At 64.5% G+C, this 24181-nt stretch carries 22 protein-coding genes and 1 pseudogene; 9 read left to right on the top strand and 14 right to left on the bottom strand.

The features are described 5' to 3' along the window. Positions 1 to 19: 19 nt before the first annotated feature. A complete protein-coding gene (gene xseA, locus IAQ70_RS10590) occupies positions 20 to 1312 on the top strand; it encodes an exodeoxyribonuclease VII large subunit (RefSeq protein ID WP_190989286.1) in 1293 nt (430 codons plus the stop codon). 13 nt (positions 1313 to 1325) lie between these two features. Then, a complete protein-coding gene (locus IAQ70_RS10585) occupies positions 1326 to 1544 on the top strand; it encodes an exodeoxyribonuclease VII small subunit (protein ID WP_190989285.1) in 219 nt (72 codons plus the stop codon). Between the two features lie 36 nt (positions 1545 to 1580). Here IAQ70_RS10585 and IAQ70_RS10580 read toward each other — a convergent pair whose 3' ends face one another. From IAQ70_RS10580 to IAQ70_RS10555, 6 genes are all read right to left on the bottom strand, one after another. Then, positions 1581 to 2435, bottom strand: a complete 855-nt coding sequence (locus IAQ70_RS10580) for a polyphosphate kinase 2 family protein (RefSeq protein ID WP_190989284.1) — start codon at positions 2433 to 2435, stop codon at positions 1581 to 1583. A gap of 49 nt (positions 2436 to 2484) precedes the next feature. Next, the gene (locus IAQ70_RS10575; RefSeq protein ID WP_190989283.1) at positions 2485 to 3705 is read right to left on the bottom strand and encodes a pyridoxal phosphate-dependent aminotransferase; all 1221 of its coding nucleotides are present in this window, start codon (positions 3703 to 3705) and stop codon (positions 2485 to 2487) included. Between the two features lie 135 nt (positions 3706 to 3840). Next, entirely contained in the window at positions 3841 to 4797 is a 957-nt protein-coding gene (locus IAQ70_RS10570; protein WP_190989282.1) for an ABC transporter substrate-binding protein, read from the bottom strand. Then, complete coding sequence (locus IAQ70_RS10565; protein ID WP_190989281.1) at positions 4787 to 5539, bottom strand: ABC transporter permease; 753 nt, start codon at positions 5537 to 5539, stop codon at positions 4787 to 4789. The genes IAQ70_RS10570 and IAQ70_RS10565 overlap by 11 nt, the downstream gene beginning before the upstream one ends. Further along, complete coding sequence (locus tag IAQ70_RS10560) at positions 5536 to 6246, bottom strand: ABC transporter permease (RefSeq protein WP_190989280.1); 711 nt, start codon at positions 6244 to 6246, stop codon at positions 5536 to 5538. The genes IAQ70_RS10565 and IAQ70_RS10560 overlap by 4 nt, the downstream gene beginning before the upstream one ends. Next, entirely contained in the window at positions 6246 to 7346 is a 1101-nt protein-coding gene (locus IAQ70_RS10555; RefSeq protein WP_317983627.1) for an ABC transporter ATP-binding protein, read from the bottom strand. The genes IAQ70_RS10560 and IAQ70_RS10555 overlap by 1 nt, the downstream gene beginning before the upstream one ends. Positions 7347 to 7564: 218 nt before the next feature. On the opposite strand from IAQ70_RS10555, the gene IAQ70_RS10550 reads away from it, so the two are divergent. Beyond that, on the top strand, positions 7565 to 8593 hold the full coding sequence (locus IAQ70_RS10550) for a pirin family protein (protein ID WP_190989278.1): 1029 nt from the start codon (positions 7565 to 7567) through the stop codon (positions 8591 to 8593). Here the strand turns inward: IAQ70_RS10550 and IAQ70_RS10545 are convergent. Together IAQ70_RS10545 and IAQ70_RS10540 are read right to left on the bottom strand one after the other, a co-directional pair. Then, positions 8579 to 9556, bottom strand: coding sequence for an N-acetylglucosamine kinase (locus IAQ70_RS10545; protein ID WP_407682573.1), 978 nt, complete (start codon positions 9554 to 9556; stop codon positions 8579 to 8581). The two genes, IAQ70_RS10550 and IAQ70_RS10545, sit on opposite strands and share 15 nt — an antisense overlap. A gap of 47 nt (positions 9557 to 9603) precedes the next feature. Continuing rightward, complete coding sequence (locus IAQ70_RS10540) at positions 9604 to 10590, bottom strand: LysR substrate-binding domain-containing protein (RefSeq protein ID WP_190989277.1); 987 nt, start codon at positions 10588 to 10590, stop codon at positions 9604 to 9606. A gap of 106 nt (positions 10591 to 10696) precedes the next feature. On the opposite strand from IAQ70_RS10540, the gene IAQ70_RS10535 reads away from it, so the two are divergent. Together IAQ70_RS10535 and IAQ70_RS10530 are read left to right on the top strand one after the other, a co-directional pair. Then, positions 10697 to 11953 carry an MFS transporter gene (locus tag IAQ70_RS10535; protein ID WP_190989276.1) on the top strand — a complete coding sequence of 419 codons (1257 nt, stop codon included), beginning with the start codon at positions 10697 to 10699 and terminating at the stop codon, positions 11951 to 11953. A 147-nt stretch (positions 11954 to 12100) separates the two neighbouring features. Continuing rightward, on the top strand, positions 12101 to 12604 hold the full coding sequence (locus IAQ70_RS10530; protein ID WP_190989275.1) for an Lrp/AsnC family transcriptional regulator: 504 nt from the start codon (positions 12101 to 12103) through the stop codon (positions 12602 to 12604). Positions 12605 to 12616: 12 nt separating this feature from the next. On the opposite strand, the gene IAQ70_RS10525 is transcribed toward IAQ70_RS10530, so the two are convergent. Next, entirely contained in the window at positions 12617 to 13858 is a 1242-nt protein-coding gene (locus tag IAQ70_RS10525) for an MFS transporter (RefSeq protein ID WP_190989274.1), read from the bottom strand. 169 nt (positions 13859 to 14027) lie between these two features. Between IAQ70_RS10525 and IAQ70_RS10520 the strand changes: the two genes are divergently transcribed. The 3 genes from IAQ70_RS10520 to corA are packed head-to-tail and all read left to right on the top strand — an operon-like array spanning position 14028 to position 15946. Then, positions 14028 to 14513: an Lrp/AsnC family transcriptional regulator gene (locus tag IAQ70_RS10520; protein ID WP_190989273.1), complete on the top strand. Its 486-nt coding sequence runs from the start codon at positions 14028 to 14030 to the stop codon at positions 14511 to 14513. A gap of 10 nt (positions 14514 to 14523) precedes the next feature. Then, a complete protein-coding gene (locus IAQ70_RS10515; protein WP_190989272.1) occupies positions 14524 to 14949 on the top strand; it encodes a DUF1761 domain-containing protein in 426 nt (141 codons plus the stop codon). A gap of 1 nt (position 14950) precedes the next feature. Then, the gene (corA, locus tag IAQ70_RS10510; protein WP_190989271.1) at positions 14951 to 15946 is read left to right on the top strand and encodes a magnesium/cobalt transporter CorA; all 996 of its coding nucleotides are present in this window, start codon (positions 14951 to 14953) and stop codon (positions 15944 to 15946) included. Between the two features lie 22 nt (positions 15947 to 15968). Here corA and IAQ70_RS10505 read toward each other — a convergent pair whose 3' ends face one another. Both IAQ70_RS10505 and IAQ70_RS10500 read right to left on the bottom strand, forming a co-directional pair. Further along, positions 15969 to 17564, bottom strand: coding sequence for an ABC-F family ATP-binding cassette domain-containing protein (locus tag IAQ70_RS10505; protein ID WP_190989270.1), 1596 nt, complete (start codon positions 17562 to 17564; stop codon positions 15969 to 15971). An 826-nt stretch (positions 17565 to 18390) separates the two neighbouring features. Then, positions 18391 to 19791, bottom strand: a complete 1401-nt coding sequence (locus IAQ70_RS10500) for a pentapeptide repeat-containing protein (protein WP_190989269.1) — start codon at positions 19789 to 19791, stop codon at positions 18391 to 18393. Between the two features lie 524 nt (positions 19792 to 20315). On the opposite strand from IAQ70_RS10500, the gene IAQ70_RS10495 reads away from it, so the two are divergent. Continuing rightward, positions 20316 to 20837: a DUF4192 family protein gene (locus IAQ70_RS10495; RefSeq protein ID WP_190989268.1), complete on the top strand. Its 522-nt coding sequence runs from the start codon at positions 20316 to 20318 to the stop codon at positions 20835 to 20837. A 575-nt stretch (positions 20838 to 21412) separates the two neighbouring features. On the opposite strand, the pseudogene IAQ70_RS22740 reads toward IAQ70_RS10495, so the two are convergent. The 3 genes and pseudogenes from IAQ70_RS22740 to IAQ70_RS10480 all read right to left on the bottom strand — a co-directional run. After that, positions 21413 to 21901: pseudogene (locus IAQ70_RS22740) on the bottom strand (alpha/beta hydrolase family protein); the annotation flags it as partial. A 443-nt stretch (positions 21902 to 22344) separates the two neighbouring features. Next, complete coding sequence (locus IAQ70_RS23315; protein WP_407682578.1) at positions 22345 to 22926, bottom strand: ImmA/IrrE family metallo-endopeptidase; 582 nt, start codon at positions 22924 to 22926, stop codon at positions 22345 to 22347. A 22-nt stretch (positions 22927 to 22948) separates the two neighbouring features. Next, positions 22949 to 23509: an ArdC family protein gene (locus IAQ70_RS10480; protein WP_190989265.1), complete on the bottom strand. Its 561-nt coding sequence runs from the start codon at positions 23507 to 23509 to the stop codon at positions 22949 to 22951. Between the last annotated feature and the right edge of the window lie 672 nt (positions 23510 to 24181).

Genomic DNA, 24181 nt, shown 5'->3' with positions numbered 1-24181 from the left:
CCTTTCCGGGGCAGCGCGCATGTCTGAACAGGCTGCCCTCCCGGGCACCGCGGCTACGACTCTTCCTGCCACGGCTGCTGAAACCACACCCGACAATCCTTGGCCTTTGCAGCTGCTGTCCCAAAAACTCAAGGTCCATATCGACCGCGCGCCGGCTGCTTGGGTGGAGGGCCAGGTCATCGAAATGAACCGCCGCGGCGGCAACGCCTACCTCACCCTGCGGGACGTGGACGCGGAAGTTTCCCTGCCTGCGTCCGTCTGGACGAAGGTCCTCGACCGCCAGAACATGCCGCTGGAACGCGGCTCCCGCGTGGTGGCCCTGCTCAAACCGGAGTTCTGGCTGAAGACCGGCCGCCTCAACATGCAGGTTCGGGACATCCGGCCGGTTGGCCTGGGTGACCTCCTGGCCCGCATCGAACGCCTGCGCCAGGCCCTCGCCGCCGAAGGGCTCTTTGCCGATTCCCGGAAGAAGCCGCTCCCAATGCTCCCGCACAGGATCGGACTGATCACCGGGCGCGACTCTGACGCCAAAAAGGACGTCCTGCAGAACGCGGCGCTGCGCTGGCCCGCTGTCGAATTCGAAATCCGTGAAGTCGCCGTCCAGGGCAACACCGCGGTGTCCCAGATCGTCCGCGCCCTTCGGGAGCTGGACGGCCGGGAGGACGTGGACGTCATCGTCATCGCGCGGGGCGGCGGCGCCCTGGAGGACTTGCTGCCGTTCAACAGCGAGGAACTGATCCGCGCCGTGGCCGCAGCGGCCACTCCTGTTGTCAGCGCCATCGGCCATGAGGCCGACCGGCCCCTTCTCGATGACGTCGCTGACCTCCGCGCGTCAACGCCCACCGACGCTGCCAAACGGATCGTGCCTGACGTTGCCGAAGAACTGACGAGCGTGCGGCAGGCGCGGGAATACCTGCGCCGGTGCATCGGCAGGCTGGTGGAACGCGAGACGGACCGGCTGGCCTCACTTCATTCCCGGCCTGTCCTTGCCAGCCCCGAGGGGATGGTGACCGAGCGCGCGGAGGAACTCGAACGGCTCCTGAGGCGATCATCGGCGGCCGTCAGCTCAACAGTGGTGCGGGCAGCTGACCAGCTGGTGCATCTGCAGGCCCAGGTGCGTTCACTGTCGCCACAGAAAACCCTCGACCGTGGCTACGCCGTCGTGGAACTCGCCGACGGCCGGCCGGCCCGGGCCACGGACGCCGCTGGCCATGCAGTAGTCCGGCACCCTTCGGAGGCGCCGGCCGGAACCGCTCTGTCCGTGCGGGTCGCCGAGGGCCAATTCGGCGCCACATCCACCGGCGAACTTTAACAAGGAGAAGCACATGCCCGAGACGAAACGTGATCCCGAAATCGACGCCCTGAGCTACGAGGAAGCCCGCGAGCAGCTGGTCCTGGTGGTAGGCAAGCTGGAGGCCGGCGGCGCCAGCCTTGAGGAATCCCTGGCTCTGTGGGAACGGGGGGAAGCGCTGGCCAAGCGTTGCGAGGAGTGGCTGGAGGGCGCCCGCAAGCGCCTGGCCGCCGCCCGGGACCAACCCCTCTGAGCACTCCCGCCTAATCCCAATCAGGACCCGTTCGGGTCAGGACCTCTGGACGAGCTCGCGCTCCACGCCGACGTCGAAATCCGCTTTCGGCCACTCAAGGTGCAAGTCATCAAGCGCGCCGAGCAGCAGTTGCTGGACAGCGATCCGTGCGAACCACTTTTTGTTGGCCGGGATCACGTGCCACGGGGCGGCCTCGGTGTTCGTGTTGTCGATGGCCGCCTGATAGGCGGCCATGTAGTCGTCCCAGAAGGCACGCTCCGTCAGGTCGCCGCGGCTGTACTTCCAGTGCTTGGCGGGGTCCTCCAAACGTGCCAGGAGCCGTGCCTTCTGCTCGTCCTTGCTGATGTTGAGCATGACTTTGACAACCTTGGTTCCGGAGTCCGTCAGCCTGGCCTCGAACTCATTGATGGCCTCGTAGCGTCGTGTCAGTTCCTCGGGAGACGCCCAGCCGTGGACCCGGTGGATGAGGACGTCTTCGTACTGGGAACGGTCGAAAACGCCTACCATCCCGGCCGCGGGGACTTCCTTCTCGATCCGCCAGAGGAAGTCGTAGGACTTTTCCTCCTCAGTGGGCGCCTTAAAGGCCTTGAACTGGACTCCCTGTGGATCCATGGCGGCCATGACGTGCTTGACGATGCCGCCCTTGCCGGCGGTGTCCATCGCCTGGAGGATCAGCAGGATCCGCTTCGTTCCGCCGAACCTGGATTCGGCGAACAGCTGTTCCTGCAGCTGGGCCAGTTTGTCATCCAGGTCCGCCAGGAGTGCCTGGCCGTCAGCCTTGTTGCCGGCAAAGCCAGGCGTGGAATCGGGGTCGACGTCGGCCAGGACGAAGTCATTCCCGGCCTTCAGTGTCGAGGACGGGTGCTTTTTGAACTCAACCAGGCCGGCCATGGGATTCCTTTGTCCGCAGTGTCCGCGCCAACAGGCGCGTCACCACAGGCTAGTTCCCTTTGTACCGGCTCAGGAAGTCCCCCATGCGGTTAATGGCCTCCTCAAGGTCCTTCACCAGCGGCAGGGTGACCATCCGGAAATGGTCCGGGCGGACCCAGTTGAAGGCGCGGCCGTGGGACACCAGGATCTTTTGCTCGCGCAGCAGGTCCAGGACGAACTTCTCGTCGTCGCGGATGCGGTAAACCTCGGGATCGAGCTTGGGGAAGAGGTACATGGCACCCCGGGCCTGCTGCGTGCTGACCCCGGGAATGGCGTTGAGCATGTCATAGGCCTTGTTGCGCTGCTCGAGCAGGCGGCCTCCCGGCAGGATCAGGTCGTTGATGCTCTGGTAGCCGCCGAGCGCCGTCTGGATGGCGTGCTGGGCCGGAACGTTCGCGCACAGGCGCATGTTCGCCAGCAGGCTGATGCCCTCGAGGTAGTCCGCGGCATCCTTTTTCGGCCCGGAAATGGCCATCCAGCCCGCACGGTAGCCGCAGACGCGGTAGGCCTTGGAAAGCCCGCTGAAGGTGAGGCAGAGGACGTCGTCGCCCGTCAGCGCGGCCAGGTTGATGTGGACAGCGTCTTCGTACAGGATCTTTTCGTAGATCTCGTCGGCAAAGATCACCAGGCCGTGCTTCTCGGCGAGAGCCACGATTTTCTTCAGCGTCTCTTCCGGGTAGACGGCACCGGTGGGGTTGTTGGGGTTGATCACCACGATGCCCTTGGTGCGGGGCGTGATCTTGGCTTCCATGTCCTCGAGGTCCGGCTGCCAGCCGGATTCCTCATCGCAGAGGTAGTGCACGGGCTTGCCGCCGGCGAGGGCGACGGAGGCGGTCCACAGCGGGTAGTCGGGCGTCGGGATGAGAACCTCGTCGCCGGCGTCGAGCAGTGCCATCAGCGACATGGTGATGAGTTCGCTGACGCCGTTGCCCAGGTAGATGTCGTCCACGTGGATGTTCTGGATGCCGCGGGTCTGGTAGTACTGCGATACGGCAGTGCGGGCCGAGAAAATCCCGCGCGAGTCGCTGTAGCCCTGGGCATGCGGCAGGTGGCGGATCATGTCCACCAGGATGGCGTCCGGCGCTTCGAATCCAAACGGGGCCGGGTTTCCGATGTTCAGTTTGAGGATCCGGTGACCCTCCGCCTCCATCTGCTGGGCGGCCTGAAGAATCGGTCCACGGATGTCGTAAAGGACGTTGTGAAGCTTGGTGGACTGCTTGAATTCTGCCATCCATCAAATATGCCATAGGACGGATGTACTTCCGTTGAGACCTCGGACACATGAGTGCAGGCGGCGTACGACGGCGGCTGCCGGACTTTATGGGTCCGGCAGCCGCCGTCGTGGTTTACCGCAAAACGTGAGGTGTTACTTGACGATGCCCTTGTCCTTCAGCCAGGTGGCCGCTGCATCTTTGGGGTTTTGCTTCTGGCTGCCGCTGACGGCGCGGTTGAGGTTGATCAGGTCATCCGTGGTGAGGATCCGCGAAACGCCGTTGAGCGCCTCTTTGGCTTTGTCCGTCATTTTTGCTTTGTTGTAGAGGGGCAGGACCTGCTGGGCCTTGAAGTTGTTCTTGGGATCCGCCAGGACTACCAGGTCGTTGTCCGCGATGGACGGCGTGGTGGTGTAGATGTCCGCAACCTGGACGTCGTCGGTCAGCAGCGCCTGCAGGGTCAGGTTGCCGCCGCCGTCGCTGAACGGCTTCAGCGCCTTCATTTCACAGCCGTAGTTCTGCTTCAGGCCGGGGAAGCCGTAGGGACGGGTCTCGAAGGTGGCGGGCGCCCCGATGGTCAGGTCCTTGCAGACCTTGGCCAGGTCCTCGATGGACTTCAGCTGGTACTTCTCGGCAGTGGCCTTGGTGACAACCATGGCGTCCTTGTCTTCGGCCTTGGACGCGTCCAGGACCGCCAGTCCGTCAGGGAGTTTGCCGGGAAGGGCTTTGTAGACATCGTCGGCCGAGACTTCCGGGGCCGCGGCGTCAAAGTAGGAGAGCAGGTTGCCGGTGTAGTCCGGCACGAGGTCCACGGAACCGTCCTGGACGGCCTTGACGTAGATTTCCCGGGAGCCGATGTTCGGTTTGGTGGTGGCAGTCACGCCGGCAGCGTTGAGCGCGCCTGCATAGATCTCCGCGATGATCTGGCTCTCGGGGAAGTCAGCGGAACCGACAGTCAAGGACCCGCCCGCGCCGCCGCTGGCGGCACTGGTGCTGGGCGTGGCCAACGGGTCGCTGCCGCCGCAGGCCGTCAGGGCTACGGCGAGGCCGACGCCGGCGGCCAGGCCGGCCAGTCCCCGGCGGGTGACGGTTGTCCGGACGTTATCTTTCATAGGTGCCTCCTTGAACAGCAGCTGGCGCAGGCGCGGCAGCTGGGAGATCAGCGGTGGCCGTCCGGCCACCGCGGGGATCGGGCTTAAGGCCCGGCGAAAGAACCGTTCTTTGCACCGCGGCCAGGATGAGGTCAAAAACGATGGCCAGCGCGGCGATGAGCAGCGACCCGGCAAGCATCCGCGGGAAGTCCTGCAGGACCAGCCCGTCAAAGAGGTAGCGGCCCAGCCCGCCCAGCGGCAGGTATGCCACAACCGACACGGTGGCGATGACCTGCAGGACGGCGGTGCGGATGCCGCCGAACATCACCTGCAAGCCATTGGGAAGCTCAACCCGGAAGAGGATCTGCAGCTCGGTCATCCCCATGGCCCGTGCCGCATCCACTACGGCCCTGTCAACGCTGGCGATGCCTGCGTAGGTCCCGGCGAGGAGCGGTGGAACGGTGAGGATGACAAGTGCCCAGACCGGTGGCATCAGACTGCTTCCGGCGAGGAGGGCGAAGAGCACCAGCAGGCCCAGGGTGGGCAGGGCGCGCAGGGCGCCCGCCACCGCAACGGCCACCACGCGACCCCGGCCGGTGTGCCCGATGTAGAGCCCCACGGGAACGGCGATGGCGGCGGCAATCACGAGGACCAGCCCGCTGTACTGGAGGTGCTCCACCAACCGGACCGGGATGCCGGAACTGCCCGTCCAATGAATGGGGTCGGCGAGCCAGGCGAAGGTATCTGTGAAAATGTTGCTCATGGGCCGGCCCCCGCATGGACGTTGGCATCGGCCACGTAGCGTGCGCTGAGGGGAACGGACGGGCCTGGCGCTTTGGCGGCGCGCGTCCACGGCGTCAGCAGCCTTTCCAGCAGGACCAGCACCGCATCCATCAGCAGCGCGAGCACCAGGATGGCCACAATTCCCACCACAACTTCGGTGACGAAGTTCCGTTGCAGTCCGTCCGTAAACAGCATGCCGAGGTTGCCCACGCCCAGGAGCGCGGCGACGCTCACCAGGGAAATATTGCTGACGGAGACCACGCGCAGCCCGGCAAACATCACCGGCAGCGAAAGCGGCAGGTCGATCTGGACGAAGCGGAGCCACGGTTTGTACCCCATGGCGGTGGCCGCCTGCCGGAGATCCTCCTCCACGGAGTCAAAGGCATCAAGGGCGGCCCGGACCAGCAGCGCCACGGCGTAGATGGTCAGCGCGACAATGACGTTGATGGGGTCCAGGATCCGCGTTCCAAGGATGGAGGGCAGGATGATGAACAGCGCCAGCGACGGGATGGTGTACAGCAGCGAACTGGCCGTCACGATGACGGACCGCAACACCGGATGGATCCGTGCCAGCTGGGCCAGCGGAATGGAAATCACCAGTCCCAGGACCATCGGCACCAGCGCCAGCACAAGATGCTGCCCGGCCCGTTCCAGGACCATTCCGCTGTTCGCCAGGAACCACTCCATCAGAGCGCAGCCTGCCTGACCTGGCGGGCCGCCTCGATGACGGCCAGTACTTCGGGGGCCCTGATGGCACCCAGGACCCGCCCCTCGCCATCCACGGCCACACCCTGGCCGGACGGCGAGGAAAGCGCGGAGTCCAGTGCCCGCCGCAGGGAATCGCCGGGGTGGAACAGGGAACCTCCGGGGATCAGGTCAGCGTCCGTTCCCGGGCGCGCCCAGCCCAGGGGCCGCATGTCCTTATCCACCACAAGCTGCCAGTCCGTCACCGCGGCGGGATCGCCGTCGAACTGCCCGGCACGCGACACGAGCGTGGGCACCGGATGGACAGCCACGGCGTCGGACGTGGTGAACCCGAGGTGGCGGAAGCCGCGGTCCCGCCCCACGAAGGAGGCCACAAAGTCGTTCGCCGGGGCCCGCAGGATCTCCTCGGGCGTGGAGTATTGGGCGAGCTTCCCGCCCACGGCGAACACGGCCACCTTGTCACCGAGTATGGTGGCCTCGTCAATATCGTGGGTCACAAAAACGATGGTTTTGGCGAGGTCCTGCTGCAGCCTCAGGAGTTCCTGCTGCAGTTCGTCGCGCACTACCGGGTCCACGGCGCTGAACGGCTCATCCATCAGCAGGATGGGCGGATCGGCCGCGAGCGCCCGGGCCACCCCGACGCGCTGCTGCTGGCCGCCGGACAGCTGGGACGGGTACCGTTTGCCGAGCGATGAAGCCAGCCCGACGACGTCGAGCAGTTCCGTGGCACGCTTGCGGGCTTCAGCCTTGGAGACGCCGTTAAGCCGGGGCACGGTGGCGATGTTGTCCAGCACGGAACGGTGCGGCATGAGGCCGGACGACTGCATGACATAGCCCATGGACCTGCGCAGTTCGGCGGCCGCTACCGTGGTGACATCACGCCCGTCGACGGTGATGACGCCCGACGTCGGCTCCACCATGCGGTTGATCATCCGGAGCGAGGTGGTTTTGCCGCAGCCCGACGGTCCCACGAAAACAGTGATGGATCCCTTGTCAATTGACATGGTGAGCTGGTCCACGGCCGGACTCCCGCCCTGATACTGCTTGGTGACGCTCTGGAACTCAATCATGGCTGGGTCCATTCCCGGACATACCTGTTCTGTTGGACGGCATCTGACGGTGAGGTGGGTCGTAAGCTCGCTGATAATTACCGTAGCGCAATCAGTTCCCAGCGTAACCAGATCCGCGGGCAATTCCGGGCAAGCGAATCCCTACTGTAACCATTCATTCGTAAGCCTGCCCCGGCTGGATGGGTCCACGGCGGATGGGCACGGAACCCGTCCGGACCTAGAGTGGGACTGTGACGAACTTGGAAGTGGCACCCCAGCAGGAACTCTGTCCGCCCGCCCGCGCAGCCGGCACTTCCGGTCCCTGCCTCCAGCTATGGCCCGAGCGTGAGGTCCCGTTGGGTGGAGTGCGGGCCATGAACGTGCAGCGCACCCTCCCGCAGCGCGGCCTGCCCACCATCGGCGCCTGGTGCTTCCTGGACAGTTTCGGTCCGGACCGCACCGCCATGTCAGTGCTCCCCCACCCGCACACCGGACTGCAGACCGTCACGTGGCCGCTCGCCGGGAACATCCGGCACCGGGACAGCGTGGGCAGCGATGTGGTGGTCCGGCCCGGGGAACTGAACATCATGACGGCGGGGCGTGGCGTATCCCACTCCGAGTTTGCGGTCCTGCCGGATCCCGACGCCGGCGGGCTGCTGCCGCTGCAGCGCGGACTTCAGCTCTGGGTTGCCCTTCCTGACGGCGACCGCCACCGGGAGCCGGCGTTCGAGCAGCACCGTGATCTGCCCTCGGCGACCGGGCCGGGTTTCACCGCGACGGTCATGGTGGGCGAATTCGCCGGGGCGGTATCACCCGCCACCATGTACTCCCCCATTGTCGGGGCCGATATCTCCTGCGAAGGCAGGGCAGTCCTGCCGCTCAACGCGGATTTCGAGCATGCCGTCCTGGTGCTCGACGGCGGCCTGACGCTCGATGGGCAGGAGGTCCCGCCGGGTCCGCTGGGCTACCTGGGCGCGGGCCGCCCGGCGCTGGACGTCGAGGCCCTGCCCGGCACACGGTTCCTGCTCATCGGCGGCGAGCCCTTCCAGGAGGAACTGCTGATGTGGTGGAACTTCGTGGGCCGCACCCACGACGAAGTGGAGCAGGCGCGCGAAGACTGGGAGGCCCAGGCGACGCTGTCCGACGGTGCCGCGCGCGCGGCACGCTACGGGCTGGTCGAGGGGCACGGCCCCGGTGCCGGCGCGGAAGCCGGCCGCATCCCGGCTCCCCCGATGCCGGCCGTCAGGCTCGCCCCGCGGCGGCGGTCACTCGGTTCCTGACGGCTCCTTGACCAGCTGCAGGACCCCGAACACCGGATCCTGGTCCAGCACGCGGACCTCCGTAATGCCTGCAGCGGCGAGATACTTCCGGAAGGCGTCCTGGAGTGGAACCACGTTCATGCCCAAGCCGCTCCCCAGGATGACCGGGCCCTCGATTCCCAGCTTCCCGAGCGCCTGCGCGGCCAGCGCCGCAAGATCCTTGCCGGCCTGGTCCAGCAACTCCCGGCTGGCCCCATGGCCGGCGGCGGCCGCATCCACCACCAGGCGCGACTGCTGGGCCCAGAACCGGCGGCCGGTCTCCGGGGAGTGGAAGAGTGCAATCAGCCTGTTGGGGTGGTCCGCTCCGCAGGCTGCAAGGAGTGCCGCGGTGAGCTGGTCGGCAGGGAGCCCCTGGTTCATGCGGCGCAGGCTGTGCCGGACGGCTTCACGGCCCAGCCAGTAGCCGCTGCCTTCATCACCAAGCAGGTAGCCCCAGCCGCCGGCCCGGGCCTCCTCCCCCGCCGCGTTCCGGCCCCAGGCCGCGGAACCCGTCCCGGCGATCACGGCCACACCGGTGCTTGCCCCGCCGGCAGCCAGCAGCAGCCTCGAATCGTGGACCACCGTGACTTTGGCTCCCGGGGCATGCGGCGCGATGAGCGCGGCGAGGGCGGCAGCGTCGTCGTCGGTATCGATTCCGCCTGCCCCCGCATACACCTGCGATACCGGGCCGCCCCCGATCCGGGCAAAGAGGTCCGCGAGGTTCAGCGCAGCCTGTTCACGGCTGACGTTCTGGACGTTGGCGCTGCCGGCGGACTGGTCCGCCACCGCCACGCCGTCCTCGAAACGGACACCGCGGGTCTTTGTCCCGCCGATGTCCAGGCCGATGATGACGCCTGCCAGGGCAAGCGGAGCATCTCCGGACCCACCGCCGGTTTCGGGATGGTTTCCGGACGGGGCGGCCTGGGGGTGCTCGGTATCAGTCACCTCATCAGCCTACTGAAAGGTCGCCGTCGTGTCTCAAGCGCCGGTCCTCAGCTGCCCTGCGAGCGCGCGGCCACCAGGCCCGCCAGCAGCTCCGGCCCCTCCTGCAGGACCAGTTCGCGGAAATACCGGACGGAATCCGGTTCCGCGTCCGGTCCGGGCTTCCGCCGGCGCCAGCCGAGCCCGATCTCGCGGTAGGCGAGCCCGGACTCCAGCGTGAGCTCAACCCAGCCGAGGTTGCCCGTCTCCGGGCTGACGTGACGCCCCGGCCCGTTGCCGCCGGGCGGCAGGATGCTGACGCCGAGGCCCGCGGAGACAAGGCCGCGGGCGGTGTGGGTGTCCTGGCTTTCGAAGGCAATCCGTGGGCGGAAGCCCGCCTCCCGGAACAGCGCGTCGGTCAGCGACCGCATGCCGTACCCCGGCTCCAACGCCACGAAGGGGTCCCGGCGGATGTCCTGCAGCCCGGCGCTGCTGCGGCCTGCCAGCGGATGGCCGTGGTGCACCACCAGGCGCAGCGGCTCCCTGTAAAGGGCAGCCGAGGCGATGGTGCTGCTTGCAGCCGGCACGGGCGCCGTCAACGCAAGATCCGCCTGTCCTGAAGCGAGTTCCGTGAGACAGGCGTCCCGTGCCCCCTGGCGGAGGATGAATCCCGCTTGCGGGTGCCGGCTACGGAAGGCGCTGATGAGCAGGGGCAGCGTGGCCTCACCAAAAGTGTGCTGAAAGGACAGTGATACCTTTCCCCGGACCACGTCCGATTCGTGCCGGACCAGATCCAGCCCGGCCTGGAATTCAGTCAGTGCTGAGTCGATATAAGGAAGCAGGGTCCTGGCAGCGGGGGTGAGGCGCACGCCCCGTCCGTCCCGGATGAGCAGTTCAGTTCCGACGACGGCGCTGGCCCGGGACAGCGCCCTGCTCACCGTTGACTGGGGTACTCCAAGCAACTCTGCTGTCTCCGTGACGTGCTGCGTGCGGCCCAGCTCCGCAAGGATGGGGAGCAGCGGCAGGAGCTTTGCCAGTTGCTGATGATCCGTGATCATGGCATCCGTCCTTAACCCCGTTGGCGTGCAAATGTTCCATATCTGCTATTGGTTCCACCTAAAGCATGCATTGGAAGCATGAATTGCAAAAGCCTACCCTTGACCTATGCCAGAGATCGCCGCCGCATCAGGAACCGCAGCGCCCCAGGGGAACGCCTGGACGGGTCACCCCAAAGGCTCTGCCGCCTACGGCAAGATTCTCCTGGGGCTGGCCTTCGCCGGTGTGGCGACGTTTGCCCAGCTTTATTCCACGCAGGCCGTGCTGCCGATCATGGCCACCGACCTGCAGGTCACCGCAGCCGAGGCAGCGCTGACTATCTCGCTGGCCACGGTGGGCCTGGCCGTCACCGTTATCCCGTGGTCCTTCCTGGCGGACAGGATAGGCCGGGTTAAGGCCATGACCTGGGGGATTTCGGCAGCCACCTTTTTTGGACTCCTGGTGCCGCTCGCCCCCGGCTTCGGCATGCTCCTCGCCCTTCGGCTGCTTGAGGGCATGGCACTGGGGGGAATTCCCGCGATCGCCATCGCCTACCTGAACGAGGAAGTGAACCGGGCCCATGCGGCGATGGCAGCCGGGAGCTATGTTGCCGGCACCACCCTGGGCGGGCTCGCGGGCCGGCTCGTGGCCGGCCCGGTGGGCGAGATGTGGGGCTGGCGGACAGCGGCGTTGGCGGTATCCCTGCTGGCAACCGTCGCCGCCGTGCTCTTCCTGATCCTCATTCCCCGGGCGAAGGGGTTCGCCGCCACCAAGGCAGCCGGGCTCCGCGGCGCCTTCGCAACCCTCGGCGGCCATCTCCGGAACCCCCGGCTGGTGGCGCTCTACGTCCAGGCGTTCCTGATGATGGGAGGCTTTGTGGCGGTCTACAACTACCTGGGCTTCCGCCTGTCGGCTGAGCCTTTCGCGCTGCCTGCCACCCTGATCAGCTTCATCTTCCTCGCCTACCTGTCAGGGACCCTGACCTCCCGGTGGGCCGGCGCACTGACGGCCCGCTTCGGCCGCAGGACCGTCCTGCTGGCGGGCCTTGTCCTGATGGCCGCGGGCCTCGCGCTGACCCTCACGCAGGTGCTCGCCCTCATCCTCGCCGGTTTGGTGATCTTTACCGGCGGCTTCTTCGCGGCCCACAGCATCGGCTCCGGGTGGACCGGAAGCATTGCCACCACCGGCCGGGCCCAGGCAGCGTCGCTCTACAACCTGGCCTACTATCTGGGCTCGAGCCTCATCGGCTGGTCGGGCGGCCTGCTCTTCCAGTCCCTCGGCTGGACGGCGCTTGCCCTCGCCATCACGGTGATGACCTTCATCACGGCGGTGACAGTCGTCGTCGTGCATCCCCCACGGAGCGCCGCGGCACGGGGCCTGAACTGAGGGAGCGGCACGGGGGGTCGCGCTGCAGAACTATCTGCCACCAAACGGCACGTACCTCTGGCGATTATTCGGAAAGACGCGCCGACCGGGAGGGATCGGCCGGAAACACGCGTCTAGGATGAACTCAAGAACAGTTGAGGAGATCCCATGAGCAGCAATCCAAAAAATATCAGGCCGGGCAGTCACTTCGAACCGCTGGACGCTATTGATGAGCGGCTTCTCGCCGCCCTGGTGGACGACGCGAGGATCTCCAACAAACAACTGGCCGAACTGGTGGGCATCGCCCCGTCCACGGCGCTCATGCGGACCCGTGCACTGTCCGAACGGGGCATCGTCCAAGGCTTTGAGGCCAAGCTCAGCCTTTCTGCGATCGGCCGGTCCGTCCAGGCGCTGGTGGCAGTCCGGCTCAGGGCCCACGACCGGGACCAGATCGACCGCTTTACGGCCCGGGTGCCACACCTGCCCGCAGTCCTTTCAACTTTCCACACCTCAGGTTCCGTGGATTATCTGCTGCACATCGCCGTCGGAAGCACCGAGGATCTGCGTGACTGGGTACTCGACAACCTGGCCACCGACCCTGTGGTGGGCCACACCGAAACCACCCTGGTGTTCGAGCACATCCAGGGCAACCACGGTCCGCTGCCGGCCTAGCCGTACCCGCGGCTACGGTCGGCGGTGCACGGCCGTCCGGAAAGTCACGGCGGCGAGTGCCAGCGCCGCAGCACTGCACACCCCCACAAACGCCGCCACTGCGGCCTGCAGCCCGAACGCGGCGGTTGCCCATCCCAGCCCGATGACCGGGACGGCGCTGCCCAGGTACGTGATGACATAGACGGTGCTGACCACCTGGGCATGGTGCGAAACCTCCACTTTGGCGGCCACATCATTAAAAACGGTCCGGAAGGCAACGCCCTGACCGAGTCCGGCGCAGATGCTGGCCGCCACCAGCAGCAAGAGGCTGTGCCAGGCCGCGGCTGATGCCAGCAGCAGCACCGAGATCCCCAGGACCGCCAGACCGACGGGAACCACAAAGCGGCCGCGGACTGCCAGCAACTGGCTCAGCGCCGAGGCTCCAAGCGTGATCCCGGCCAATGCACCGATCAGCGGGCGGGAGTCGGTGCCCACGATCTGGGCGAAGTAGCCGGGGGCCAGCGAGAGGCAAAACCCAAATACGGAAAAGCTGAGGAATCCGACGGCGGCCGCAAGCCAGAAGGCGCCCCTCGCCCCGGTGGACACCGACGGCCGGCGTGGGGCCAGGACGAGGATGGGCCGCGGTCCGGCCGGGGGTTTGATGGCCGGCCGGGCGTTCAGCAGGAACAGGGGTACAAGCATTCCGGCCAGCGCCACGGAATGGACGTAGTACGGGGCCGTGGTGGGTCCGGGCAGCATGGACAGCAGCCCGCCGATGACGGGGCCCGCAGCCACGCCGCCGGCCGTTGCCAGCAGCGTGAAGCGGGAAGCCCACTCCGGGCGGGACGGGAGCAGTTCCCGCAGTGCGGCGGCGCTGGCGCCGGTGGCCAGGGCAACAGCCACACCCTGCAGCGCCCGGCCGGCCGAAAGTGCCAGCAGGTTCCCGGCCTGCGAGAACACCCACCCGCCGGCCAGCCCTGCCAGGACGGCAAGAATGAGCGCAGCCCGCCGGCCAATGTGGTCGGACCAGTGGCCGGCCAGCATCAGTGTGGCCACGAGCGCAAGGACGTAGCTGGCGAAAGCCGCGGTGACGCCGAGCGGTGACAGGCCCAGGTTTGCCTGGAGCAGCGGGTACAGGGGCGTGGCCAGGTTTGCGCCGACCAGGAGCAGGGAGATGACGGCGCCGGCCATCACCAGCCGGGCGGTGGTGGAGGCATTCCAGCCCCGGCTCGGGGCGGTGGCGGGGCGCATGCGGAGTTCACTGAAGACAGTCATTGGCGTTGCCTTGGCGTCTGCCGGGGTTTGGGGTCCTTGTGGGACGCGCCCCGGTGATGTACGTGGATAACCAAATGGTGGCGCATTCCTGCCGGATGCAGCCGCGGTTCGTGGTTGAATTGAGCAAAACACGCAATTTGTGGTGCCGGAGATAACCGAAAGTGACAGTTTGCATACTCTTGATTCCACCGACCTGAAGATCCTGCTGGAGCTCATCCGCGATCCGCGCGTCCAGATCGGGGAACTCAGCGAACTGCTGGGGGTTGCACGCAACACGGCTCAGTCGCGCGTCCGGCGCCTGCTCCGCGCCGGGGTGCTGCACGACGGCGGGCGCGAGATTGACCTCGCGGCGGTGGGGTACGACGTCGTCGCGTTCGTCACGATCGAAGTGACACACCGGGAACTGGACGGCGTGGTGGGCGCCCTCCGGCTGCTGCCCCAGGTTTTGGAGGTCCACGAGATTTCCGGCCGGGGCGATGTGTGGTGCCGCGTCGTGGCCACCGATACGCACAATCTGCAGTCCGCCCTCCGCCAGATCCTCCGCATCAAGGGTGTCATCCGGACCGAAACAGTCCTGGCGCTCCATACCCACATCCCCTACCGCACCGAACCCCTGATCAGCCGCCTCGCACAGGCCGCACCAGGCAAAGACTAGGATTTTCAGCATGGATTGGCTCTCACATATCTCCCAGCTCAACTGGCTCGCCGTGCTGCTGGCGTTCATCTCCAGCATGGTCATCGGCTTTGTCTGGTACATGCCCGCCGTCCTGGGCAGGCGCTGGATGGCCGCGATTGGCAAGACGGAGGAGGACCTCAAGGACATCAGCGGCGGTGCCGGCATCTGGGTTCCCATGATGGCGGCCGCAGCCCTGACCGCCGTTCTGCTGGCTGTGCTGATCAGCAAACTGGGCCTGGACAATGCTGTGGCGGGCGGCTGGTTCGCCTTGGTGCTGGCATTGGTGTTCCGGGCGGGAGGCCATTTCATCCACAACGGGTTCGCCGGCCGTCCGGCGGCAGTCACCCTCATCGACTCCGGGCACGACCTGCTCGCCATGACGGTGGCCGGCGCCATCATTGGGGCGATGCCCTGAGATGACCATCATCGATAACGCCGTCTACGTCGACGGCCTCCGCAGTGCAGAGCCCCAAAGCCTGGAGCAGACTTTCGAAACGCTCACCGATCATGGAGGCATGGCCTGGATCGGGCTGTACCGGCCCACCGCTGCGGAAATGGCTGCCGTGGCCAGCGAGTTCGGGCTGCACGCTTTGGCGGTGGAGGACGCCATTTCGGCGCACCAGCGGCCCAAGTTGGAACGCTATGAGGACAATCTGTTCACAGTCCTCCGGCCCGCACGCTACCTGGACTCAACCGAGACCGTGGAGTTCGGCGAGCTTCACGTCTTCACCGGCCGGAACTTCGTGGTGACCATCCGGCATGCAGAAATGGCCGGCGTGGGCCGGGTGCGGCGGCGCCTGGAGGACCGTCCCGACCTGCTCCGGCACGGCCCGGAAGCGGTCCTGTACGCCTTGCTGGACATGGTGGTGGATGACTACGCACCGGTGGTGGCCGGCCTGGAGAACGATATCGACGAGATTGAGGACCAGCTGTTCAGCGGGGACAACAGCGTCTCCCGCAGGATCTATGAGCTCGCCCGCGAAGTCATCCAGTTCCAGCGGGCCATCCATCCCCTGCCGGAGATGATGGAGCAGCTCCGGCGGGGCTTCGAAAAGTATGGCGTGAACACCGAACTGCAGCACAGCCTTCGCGACGTGGAGGACCACGTGGAGAGGGTGATCTCCCGTGCGGATTCGTTCCGTGACCTGCTGCAGAACGCCCTCACCCTGGACGGAACCCTGACCGCCAACCGGCAGAACGAGGCCAGCGCCGAACAGAACGAGCAGGTCAAGAAGATCTCCTCATGGGCGGCGATCTTCTTCGCACCGTCGTTCGTGGCGGGGGTTTACGGGATGAACTTCGACCACATGCCCGAACTTCACTGGGCCTGGGGCTACCCCATGGCGATCGTGCTCATGGCAGCCACCGCAACCCTGATGTACACCATCTTCAAGCGGAAGGGCTGGCTTTAGGTTTAGCCGGCGGCTCCAGGTTTTAGCTGGCCTGCAGGTTAACTGCCCCGTGGCCTGAGTCTGCCGTGCTGAATACCAGCCTGCGGTTGGCGATCTTGTCCGTGAAGAAACGGTCGTGGCTGACCACCACCACTGCCCCCGGAAAGTGCAGCAGGGCGCGCTCCATGACCTGGGTGCTGGACAGGTCAAGGTGGTTGGTGGGCTCGTCAAGGAGCAGCACGGAGGCGCCGGAGAGCAGGCACTGGGCCATCGCCACCCGGGCCCGCTGGCCGCCGGAGAGGTTCCCGATTCGCTGCTTCAGGTCGGCTTCGGAAAACTGGAACATCGCCAGGAACCTGTTGACGGATTTCTTCGTCGCGGTCAGGGCCAGGCTGTCCGGCATCGCGTTCACCGCGTGGGTGACCGTGTCGTCGTCGTCCAGTTCTTCAAGTACCTGGTTGTACGAAACCATGCCCGCGCCCTTGGCCCAGGCCACGCTGCCGGCATCAGCCGGCTCTTCACCGGTGAGCGCGCGCAGCAGCGTGGTCTTGCCGCTGCCGTTGGCTCCGATGACCGCGATCCGGTGGCCGCGGCCGATCTCGAAACTCAGGCCGCTGAAGAGAGTCCTGCCGCCGTAGGCCTTGCCCAGCGATTCCACCCGGCACAGGACGTCCTTGACGTAGAGTCCGCCATAGATCTCCGTGATGATCTGGTCCACTGGCCGGGGCGCCCTGGACTTCTTGATCCTGGCCAGCTGGTTCGCCAGGCCCTTGCCCGCGGCCTTGGCAGCCTCACGGCGGTCGGAGATCCCCTCGGCTTCGAACGCGAGCAGCTCCGACTCGTGGACAAACTGGCTTTCCAGGCTTTTGAGCCGGAACTGTTTGGCCACCACGTACTCGGCGAAGTTTCCCGGGTACTCGTGGAGGTGGTAGTTCTCCACCTCGATGATCCGGGTGACAACGGAGTCCAGGAACTTCCGGTCGTGCGAGACGATGATCGCGGCGCCCTTGAACGTCCTGAACCAGCCTTCGAGCCATTCGACGCCGGCAACGTCCAGATAGTTGGTGGGTTCATCCAGCAGCAGGACGTCCGGGGCCTCGAGCAGGATTTTCGCCAGTGCTGCGCGGTTCCGCCAGCCGCCGGAGAGCTCGTCGATGGCGCAGGTGCGGTGGTGTTCGCTGAAGCCGAGGGTTGTGAGGACTTTGTCGATGCTGCGCTGGTAGTCCCAGCCGTCCAGCCGGTCCATGGCCTCGAACAGCTCCGACTGGCGGTGGATCAGCTCGTCCAGCCGCGCGTTATCGGAGGAATCAGCGGCAATGGCGGCGTTGATGCCGGCGAGTTCGGCCTCGATCTCCTTCACGTGGGCGAACAGGCCGTCCAGGACCTCGGAAATCGTGGACTCGCCGTTCAGTTCGGAGAACTGGGAGAAGTAGGCCACCTTGGTCCCCAACTCGACGGCAACGGTTCCGCTGTCCGGGGCAACCTGGCCCTGGACCAGTTTGAGGATGGTGGACTTGCCGGATCCGTTCTTGCCGATCAGGCCCACACGGTCTCCGGCCTCAAGCTTGAAGAAGGCCTCGCGGAGTACCTGGGTCTTTTCAAAACTGACGTTGACGTCGTTCAGCCGGATCAAGCTCATTGATGGTGTCCAATCCAGGTGCTGGCTGATGGCCCGGGAAAGCCCGGCCGCGGCCACTATTGATCGTGGCCGCTCAGTAGATATGTGCGGAGCCGAAGGGGCCCAGGTCCTGACCTCTTCGATGCGAACTCCGAATAACGCCGGTTCACATTCTGTCACGGAAACCAGGCGGGGAACTGCGGTTGCCGCTCCCTCCGGCCCAGGACGCTATCCGGCCCCTCGCTCGCGGTGGCAGGCTGCCAGTCCTGAGGTCCCGCCCGTCTGTTTCCCCCCGCCGTCACCGCGCAAACCTGAACTTGGCCGCACGCTAAGTGCCATAGTCGAGGACTGAGGGTTGTATCAGCGGCTGGCCCACGGCGCCAGCGGCGATCGCGCAATATAAAACCTAGAAATCTGTGGAGCTAAGGAGATTCGAACTCCTGACCTCTTCTCAGGGGACAGTCCATATCATTGGCTGCCAAGGCCTTGTGTTGTGTTGCTGATCCACCGGAATCTAGCCATTTTCTAGGCAGGGGAAGGTCCGTGAAATGTCACCGTTTTTCATCATTTCCGTGGGGTAAACGTGTGGCGAAGATTGCGTCCATCGGCAAACCGCCACGCCCAAACGAACTCACTTAGCCACTAGTCCACGCAACGGACCACTCGAAGCTGCCGCCGATTCCCCGGTAGTTCAATGTCTTCGGGGCGCGGCCCCGGGCCCGAGCGCGCGGGTTCTGAAATCACGCCAGTGCAAGGGAGCGTTCTGAATGCGAGACCGCGCAAGGCCGGTCAAGTGGTTCTTCGACCGGCCACGAGCCCCGAATAGTACAGCGCCAGGCGTTGCTGCTCATCTGACTGGGGCCTGCCGGGGTCGATCCCCCGATTCCTCGTTCGGCGGCCAGAACTTGGGGTAGACCCAGCTGGGAGAGGCACCACGGCCCCACGGGACTACGGGTGGATGTGCCAGAGACCGCAGGTATTCAAACGATAAGATTCCAGGAGCCGCGCCTGAACAGTCCTTAAATGAAACATCCGTTCCTTGGAATCCGGTTCCCCCGAAGTTCACCTCGCCGCCGCTGAACTTTGCCCGATGAAAAACTATTTGCCCTCCGGAAAGTTCAGCATTGATGTCGACTCGGGCGCCAGTGAAGCGGGCGCAGTAAAAGGAGATCTTGCCATCCGTTACCATCATGTCAAAGCGCACAACGCCAGCAGAGAATTCTCCCCACTCAAAAGAGACCTGAGTCCCACAAAAAATCGACCCGAAGTACACCCTACTCCCGCAAAATTTAGCCTCCCTGAAATTAAGAGAACCGGCAGTAAGTAACATTCCCTCAACCAAGACATGTCCGCCGGAAAAAGATGCATGTTCAAAGTTGACGCTATTTGCGGAAATTTCCGAACCACTGAAGGTGACGTTAGCACCCGAGAAAGTCGCTGCCTTGAATGTCGTCCCACCCGAGAACTTCGTGTCGTTGAAGATGATGTCGCCTGAAGTGAAATCGGCCTGAACAAAGGAGACCCGACCCATAAACTTTGCACCACGGAAATCAGCTCCGTCAAAGGTGGCGCCGCTAAAGTCGAGGTCTAGCCTGCACCAAGACTCTTGCGAGGCAGGCTCCTGTAAGTGGGCATTTACCACGTCAATAATGGCAAAGCGAACTTCTCGTTCCCCGGATCTAGCCTTCTTAGACTTGGGGTTATAAGCCATCCTTATATAGGCGCACAGCACATCGACGCATACTTGCTGTTGGGCTGGAACTCCGGCCTTCCTCCAGTCTTCCGCTAAGGCAGACATTGCGTACACACCTGCTAAACGCACTGCTGGTTTATCATGACCTAATTGTGCAGACGCGTTGGCATACCTTGACCGCAGCTCGGTAGTGTCTGCCGCATAATGCTTTCGTAATTCGAGAGACTGTTTTTCGCGGTCCAAAACATGCTGTTCCTCCGCTGTCTGCTGACGTCTATAAGCGAGGAGCGCTGCCCCGCCTAGTCCGAAGAGTCCTACGGTGGCAATCGCACTTCGGGTGACGTCATACCATCGAGCAGAGTCGAGATTGAGGCGCCACTCCCAAAGCCATGTCCCCGAGGCCATTTGCGCGAAGAGGATCTCGACGATGACACCAAGAGCGATCCCAATTCCGCTCCAGAGAACTAGAGCCGAAAAGATCGAACGGTTGGTGCCGCTACCATTTTCTCGGGATCCACTTTCGTCTGGGACTTGCTCTATGTCCGCATTTGGCATGGGGCAGAGCCTACTGTCCTTCGCCGTGAAGCAAAAGGCTGCTACTGGGGCACCAAGCGATCGCTGAACGCGGCCAAGAAGCACTTAACTCCCTAGGATTGCGCGCGGACACGCCTCGATCAGACCTTTGAACCCACGCCACGGGCGTTCAATTCCAGCGCAAAAGACGATGACGGAGCCGCACTAACGGCACTCGCGATCGAAAACCCGCTCTGGTGTCATGCCGTGCCGCCGAAACACACCCATGAACGACCGAAGCATCTTCGCTGTTTGTCATTCTGATCCCCATCATCGCTGGGCGGGTCCTCCGCGCAACCAGGGCGCGACGCGCCGGTCACAAGCCAAAGTTTCCTTCGGCGTTCATCCGTCGCTTGTTTCCTCTCGAAATCTTGCGCCGCTCCCGGTTCCCCAAGTTGCTGCACTCCGGATGCTCAAACCCCAGCGGTGATTCCGCTATCAGAACACTCACACATCTGACTGACACGCCCTGTGCCGGCCAGCCGCTGAAGGAGAAAGGAAGAAACATGCAATCGCTCACCATCAAAACCCCCGCCGACGTCCTCAGTTTCATCGGCCACACCCTGGGCTTCTGGCCCGAAGAAAGCCTGGTCTGCATCACCCTCGCCGACAACCACGTAGGGGCAACTCTCCGCGTCGACCTGCCGAAGCCAAGCACCGAAACCAGCTACGCAAAGATGGTGGCCGGATACCTCAGCCACGACTCCAGCGCCGAAGGTGTGGTCTTCGCCGTCTACACCTCGGAACCAATAAATGGCGAACACAAGCCACGCGCGGCAACCATCGCAACGCTCACGGGCGCCCTCGCCGAGCGAGGACTCATCATCAGGAAAGGACTCCTCGTCGGAGACCAGACGGTATCACAGTACGACGGCGATCCCCAGAAGGGCGTCCGGCTCCCCCTGAGTGCCACCCAATCCGGCCAGATCAACGCCGAAGCTCGTCTACCGCGGCAGTACCATCGAACCCACCAACCGCATCACGCTGCCAGCATCGACCAAAGAATCCCAGACCCGAGATGTCGTTGAGAACCGTGTCACCGCAACCCAAAGCCTGAACCACTGGGACGCAATGGAACAGGCCTGAACGCTCAGGACAAAAATGCTCGAAGCGAAGACATACCCAGATGACGAGCAGACCATCGGCCTGATCGCGAACCTCCAGTTCCCGCCATCCGCGACCAACTCATGGCCGACATCGCCAGAATCGTCGAACCCATGCACCGGATCCTCCCAGCCCAAACACACGGCAAACCGGCGTGGTCCCGGGTCGGGTGGGCTGAGCTATTACTCGTTCATGCCTACACGCACAGCGGCGCTAGGCACTCGGCTCCATCCCTGACTGGCATCGCGTTCATCAACTGGTGGGAAGGCAGAGGCAGCAAGGCCCACCAGTTCCTGGAACTCGCCCTAGAAGCCGACCCCAACTATCGCCAGGCCAGGCTCCGCGACCGAATGATCGGAACCGGTCCGGTCGCTGGCAGGAGCATGGACAAGGGCACTGCCTACCGGGGCCGGGGACTCGAAGCGTCACAAGCCCCGCAGTCAGAGGGATACGGACGACGACGGCGGCCGGATCGGAGCCAGTTCTCCACCGCCGCGTTTCATCCGTCCGGATCGGAATTCCACTCCTGCGTGTGCTCCGCGGACGGGAAAGTGAGCAGCGTCGGCAGCTCGGGGCGCCGGGTGACGAACTCGCGAGAAATGGCAAAAGGTGTCGACCGGTCCCCTTCGTTGTGAATGACAAGCAGGGGGACACTGAGTTCGTCCGCCCGTGCCAAGAAGTCCAAGGCATGAAAGTTCAAGGGCGAATCCAAGCCAGTGATCCAGCGCGTTCCGGAAGAACCAAGCATCTGCAGTCCAAGCCGTGCAACCCAACCAGGAAGCATGCTGGAGCGCGCATTGGCCACCAGCGTGCTACTCCAATCGATAACCGGTGCATTGAGCACGAGCCGAGAGATGCGGTCCCGGAAGTCCGAAGATGCCGCCAGCTGAAGGGCGATTGAGGCACCGAGAGACCATCCGAAGAGCACTATATGGCGTGCCCCTTGCCCAACGGCATACGAAACCGCCGCTTCAACGTCGTGCCATTCGGTCTGCCCAAGTGATACCTGTCATCCAACGATGCAGGAGAATCACGGTCGTTGCGGAGTGACACAACCAAGGATGTGTATCCCAGTCGGTCCGTAACGGGCACACCGCGGAGGGCGCCGGCTCTCGAACCACCCAAACCATGGATGTGGATTGCCCACGTGGAAGCATTCCGCGACACTTCTGTCGATGTGAACTTCCAGGCGGGCGCCACGCCGTTCTCAACTGGGATCTGGACGTCAGAGTATGGCAGCCCCACGGCCTCCGGCGTCGAATAGACGTATCCGCTCCAAATGCCGGCCTTGGCAGTCCTGAGATCCCCGGAGTCAACCCGTTCAACGCGCCGGGTTACCGTCCCTGCAGCATCGTCAGAGGACACGATCTCTCCAATGCAGGCATGCCCTCTGCCGCTGGCAAACCTCCCACCGGACAGACGGTGCAGTCCTCATGGTCCGGCCATCACCGGTCCAACAGTCGGCCTGGCTGGCTCTTCCACTCCTGCATACGTAGCCGGTTGGCTGACCCGCGGGTCTGCACCAGCGGCTGCGATCCTCCCTCCAAACCCACGCGGATTGGTGATTTCGAGGATGCCCTTGGTGGCTGCGGTGACGCGGCCGAGGACCGACCTGGCTACATCCACCCGGGACGTTGGGTGTGGGCTGTACATGTCCTGCTCGAATGCGGAACGCTGAGTTCGGATTACAGAGTCTGCCCATCCCAACAGGTACAACGCTGATTGCTCCCCGCGGTCGATCCCATGGGCCCTCAGCACTGTATAGGCGACCGATTCGGCCTCGACCTCGGCAAGCCCGCGATGGTCCGCACTGCTGCCATATAACCGCCCGACCTCGTCGTTTGGCCCGTGGAGGAGCACATGCCCAAGCTCGTGGGCAAGGACCGCCGAACGCTCTTCTGGGCCCAGCCAGGCACCAACTTGGATCCGGCGCTGCGTGAAATCCGTAAAGCCACTCGTCAGCCCGTACTGGGCATCCGTGACGTCGACCCTGAAGCCGTGCCGGCTCGCCACTTCTGAGAGGGACCGCCAGAGCTCAGCGGCGTCCGCCTCCGGTCCGTCGATGGTGCGGGGTACCAACAGTGGTGTTCCCCTGTGTCTGCGAGACGTCAAAGACCGCCTGACCACGCCAACCTACGATGATTGTCTTTTTTCCATCGTCGACAGCACCGCGTGGCAGCTTCTCGCCGGGAGAAACCTGCTGCCGCGTGCCGTCAGGAAGAGTCACCTGTTGGACTCGTGACGTGCGGGGGGCGATCACCCACAGTGCGTGCTCGCCACGGAGAACGGTGCGGCCGTGGCGTTCCCATTCCTTGTACCCGGCAACCAGGGTGGGCTCCTCGGTGCCGCGCTGGGCCATCTGCATCATGAGCAGGGCGACGTTGCCACCTGAGTAGCGCCAAAGCGTTGCCGAAGCGTCCAGCAGCACCTGCCAGTGCGATGGCGATTCAACGGCCTGCTCCAGGATCGTATGGAGATCATCCGTCAGTGCGGCGATGCGCTCTTCCGGTGTCATGCGGACACTGCCGGGGTCAGTCAGGGCAGGCGCGGCTTCTGCTGCCACATAGTTCGATACGTCTTCAGCTTCAGGGGCCACGACAGCGCCCTCCATACTTCTCGGGTTCCACCAGGAGTTCGTTGGGAATACCTATTCATGTCCGCGCGAGCGAGAACGGCATGACTCAGAACTCGATCCCGAGTTGGTGTGAAGTGGCCTGCCACTCCACGAAGTCGGGCGCGTCCACCCTCAAGATTCTGAGCGCGGGTTCCTTGTGCGCTTGCAGGCCGACGCAGCCGGTAGCCCGGGTATGCATCCGGCCAGACGCTCGGCGGCGTGTGGCAGCCTTTCGTGAAAGGCCAGCGGCCCGAACCCATGATCGTCTCTGGCGCAAGAATCAGAGTTCCCTGTGGCGATTCTCCTTCAGACCGATCCCGCAACGTGTCGCTGACATCCGGACTGGGCCATGAAGACGACCATAGACATTGCGCGTTACTCGACCCTCTTTCGATCGGCGACACCGGGCCCATTGGTTCCGATCCGCCATGGGTCGATTGGGACGTGAGCGGGAGTCCTGAAAGTTGAGCTAAAGAGGTGACACGAGGCGGAACCAGATATCTCCACTGAATTAATCGATGCACACCCCGCCTGAGTTCGACGCTAGGAAGCACCTAGACCCGCTCAGCTCTCTGGAGACGTCATCTTATCGGGCTGCCCAGGGCCGGAGCCCCGGCATCCCCCGGGACGCCGGAAGAAGCACTCCTGAACCTC

The sequence above is a fragment of the Pseudarthrobacter sulfonivorans genome (assembly GCF_014712225.1).
Lineage (GTDB): Bacteria > Actinomycetota > Actinomycetes > Actinomycetales > Micrococcaceae > Arthrobacter > Arthrobacter sulfonivorans.
Note: the sequence above shows the minus strand (reverse complement) of the source record. Positions and strands in the feature narration are given on the sequence as shown.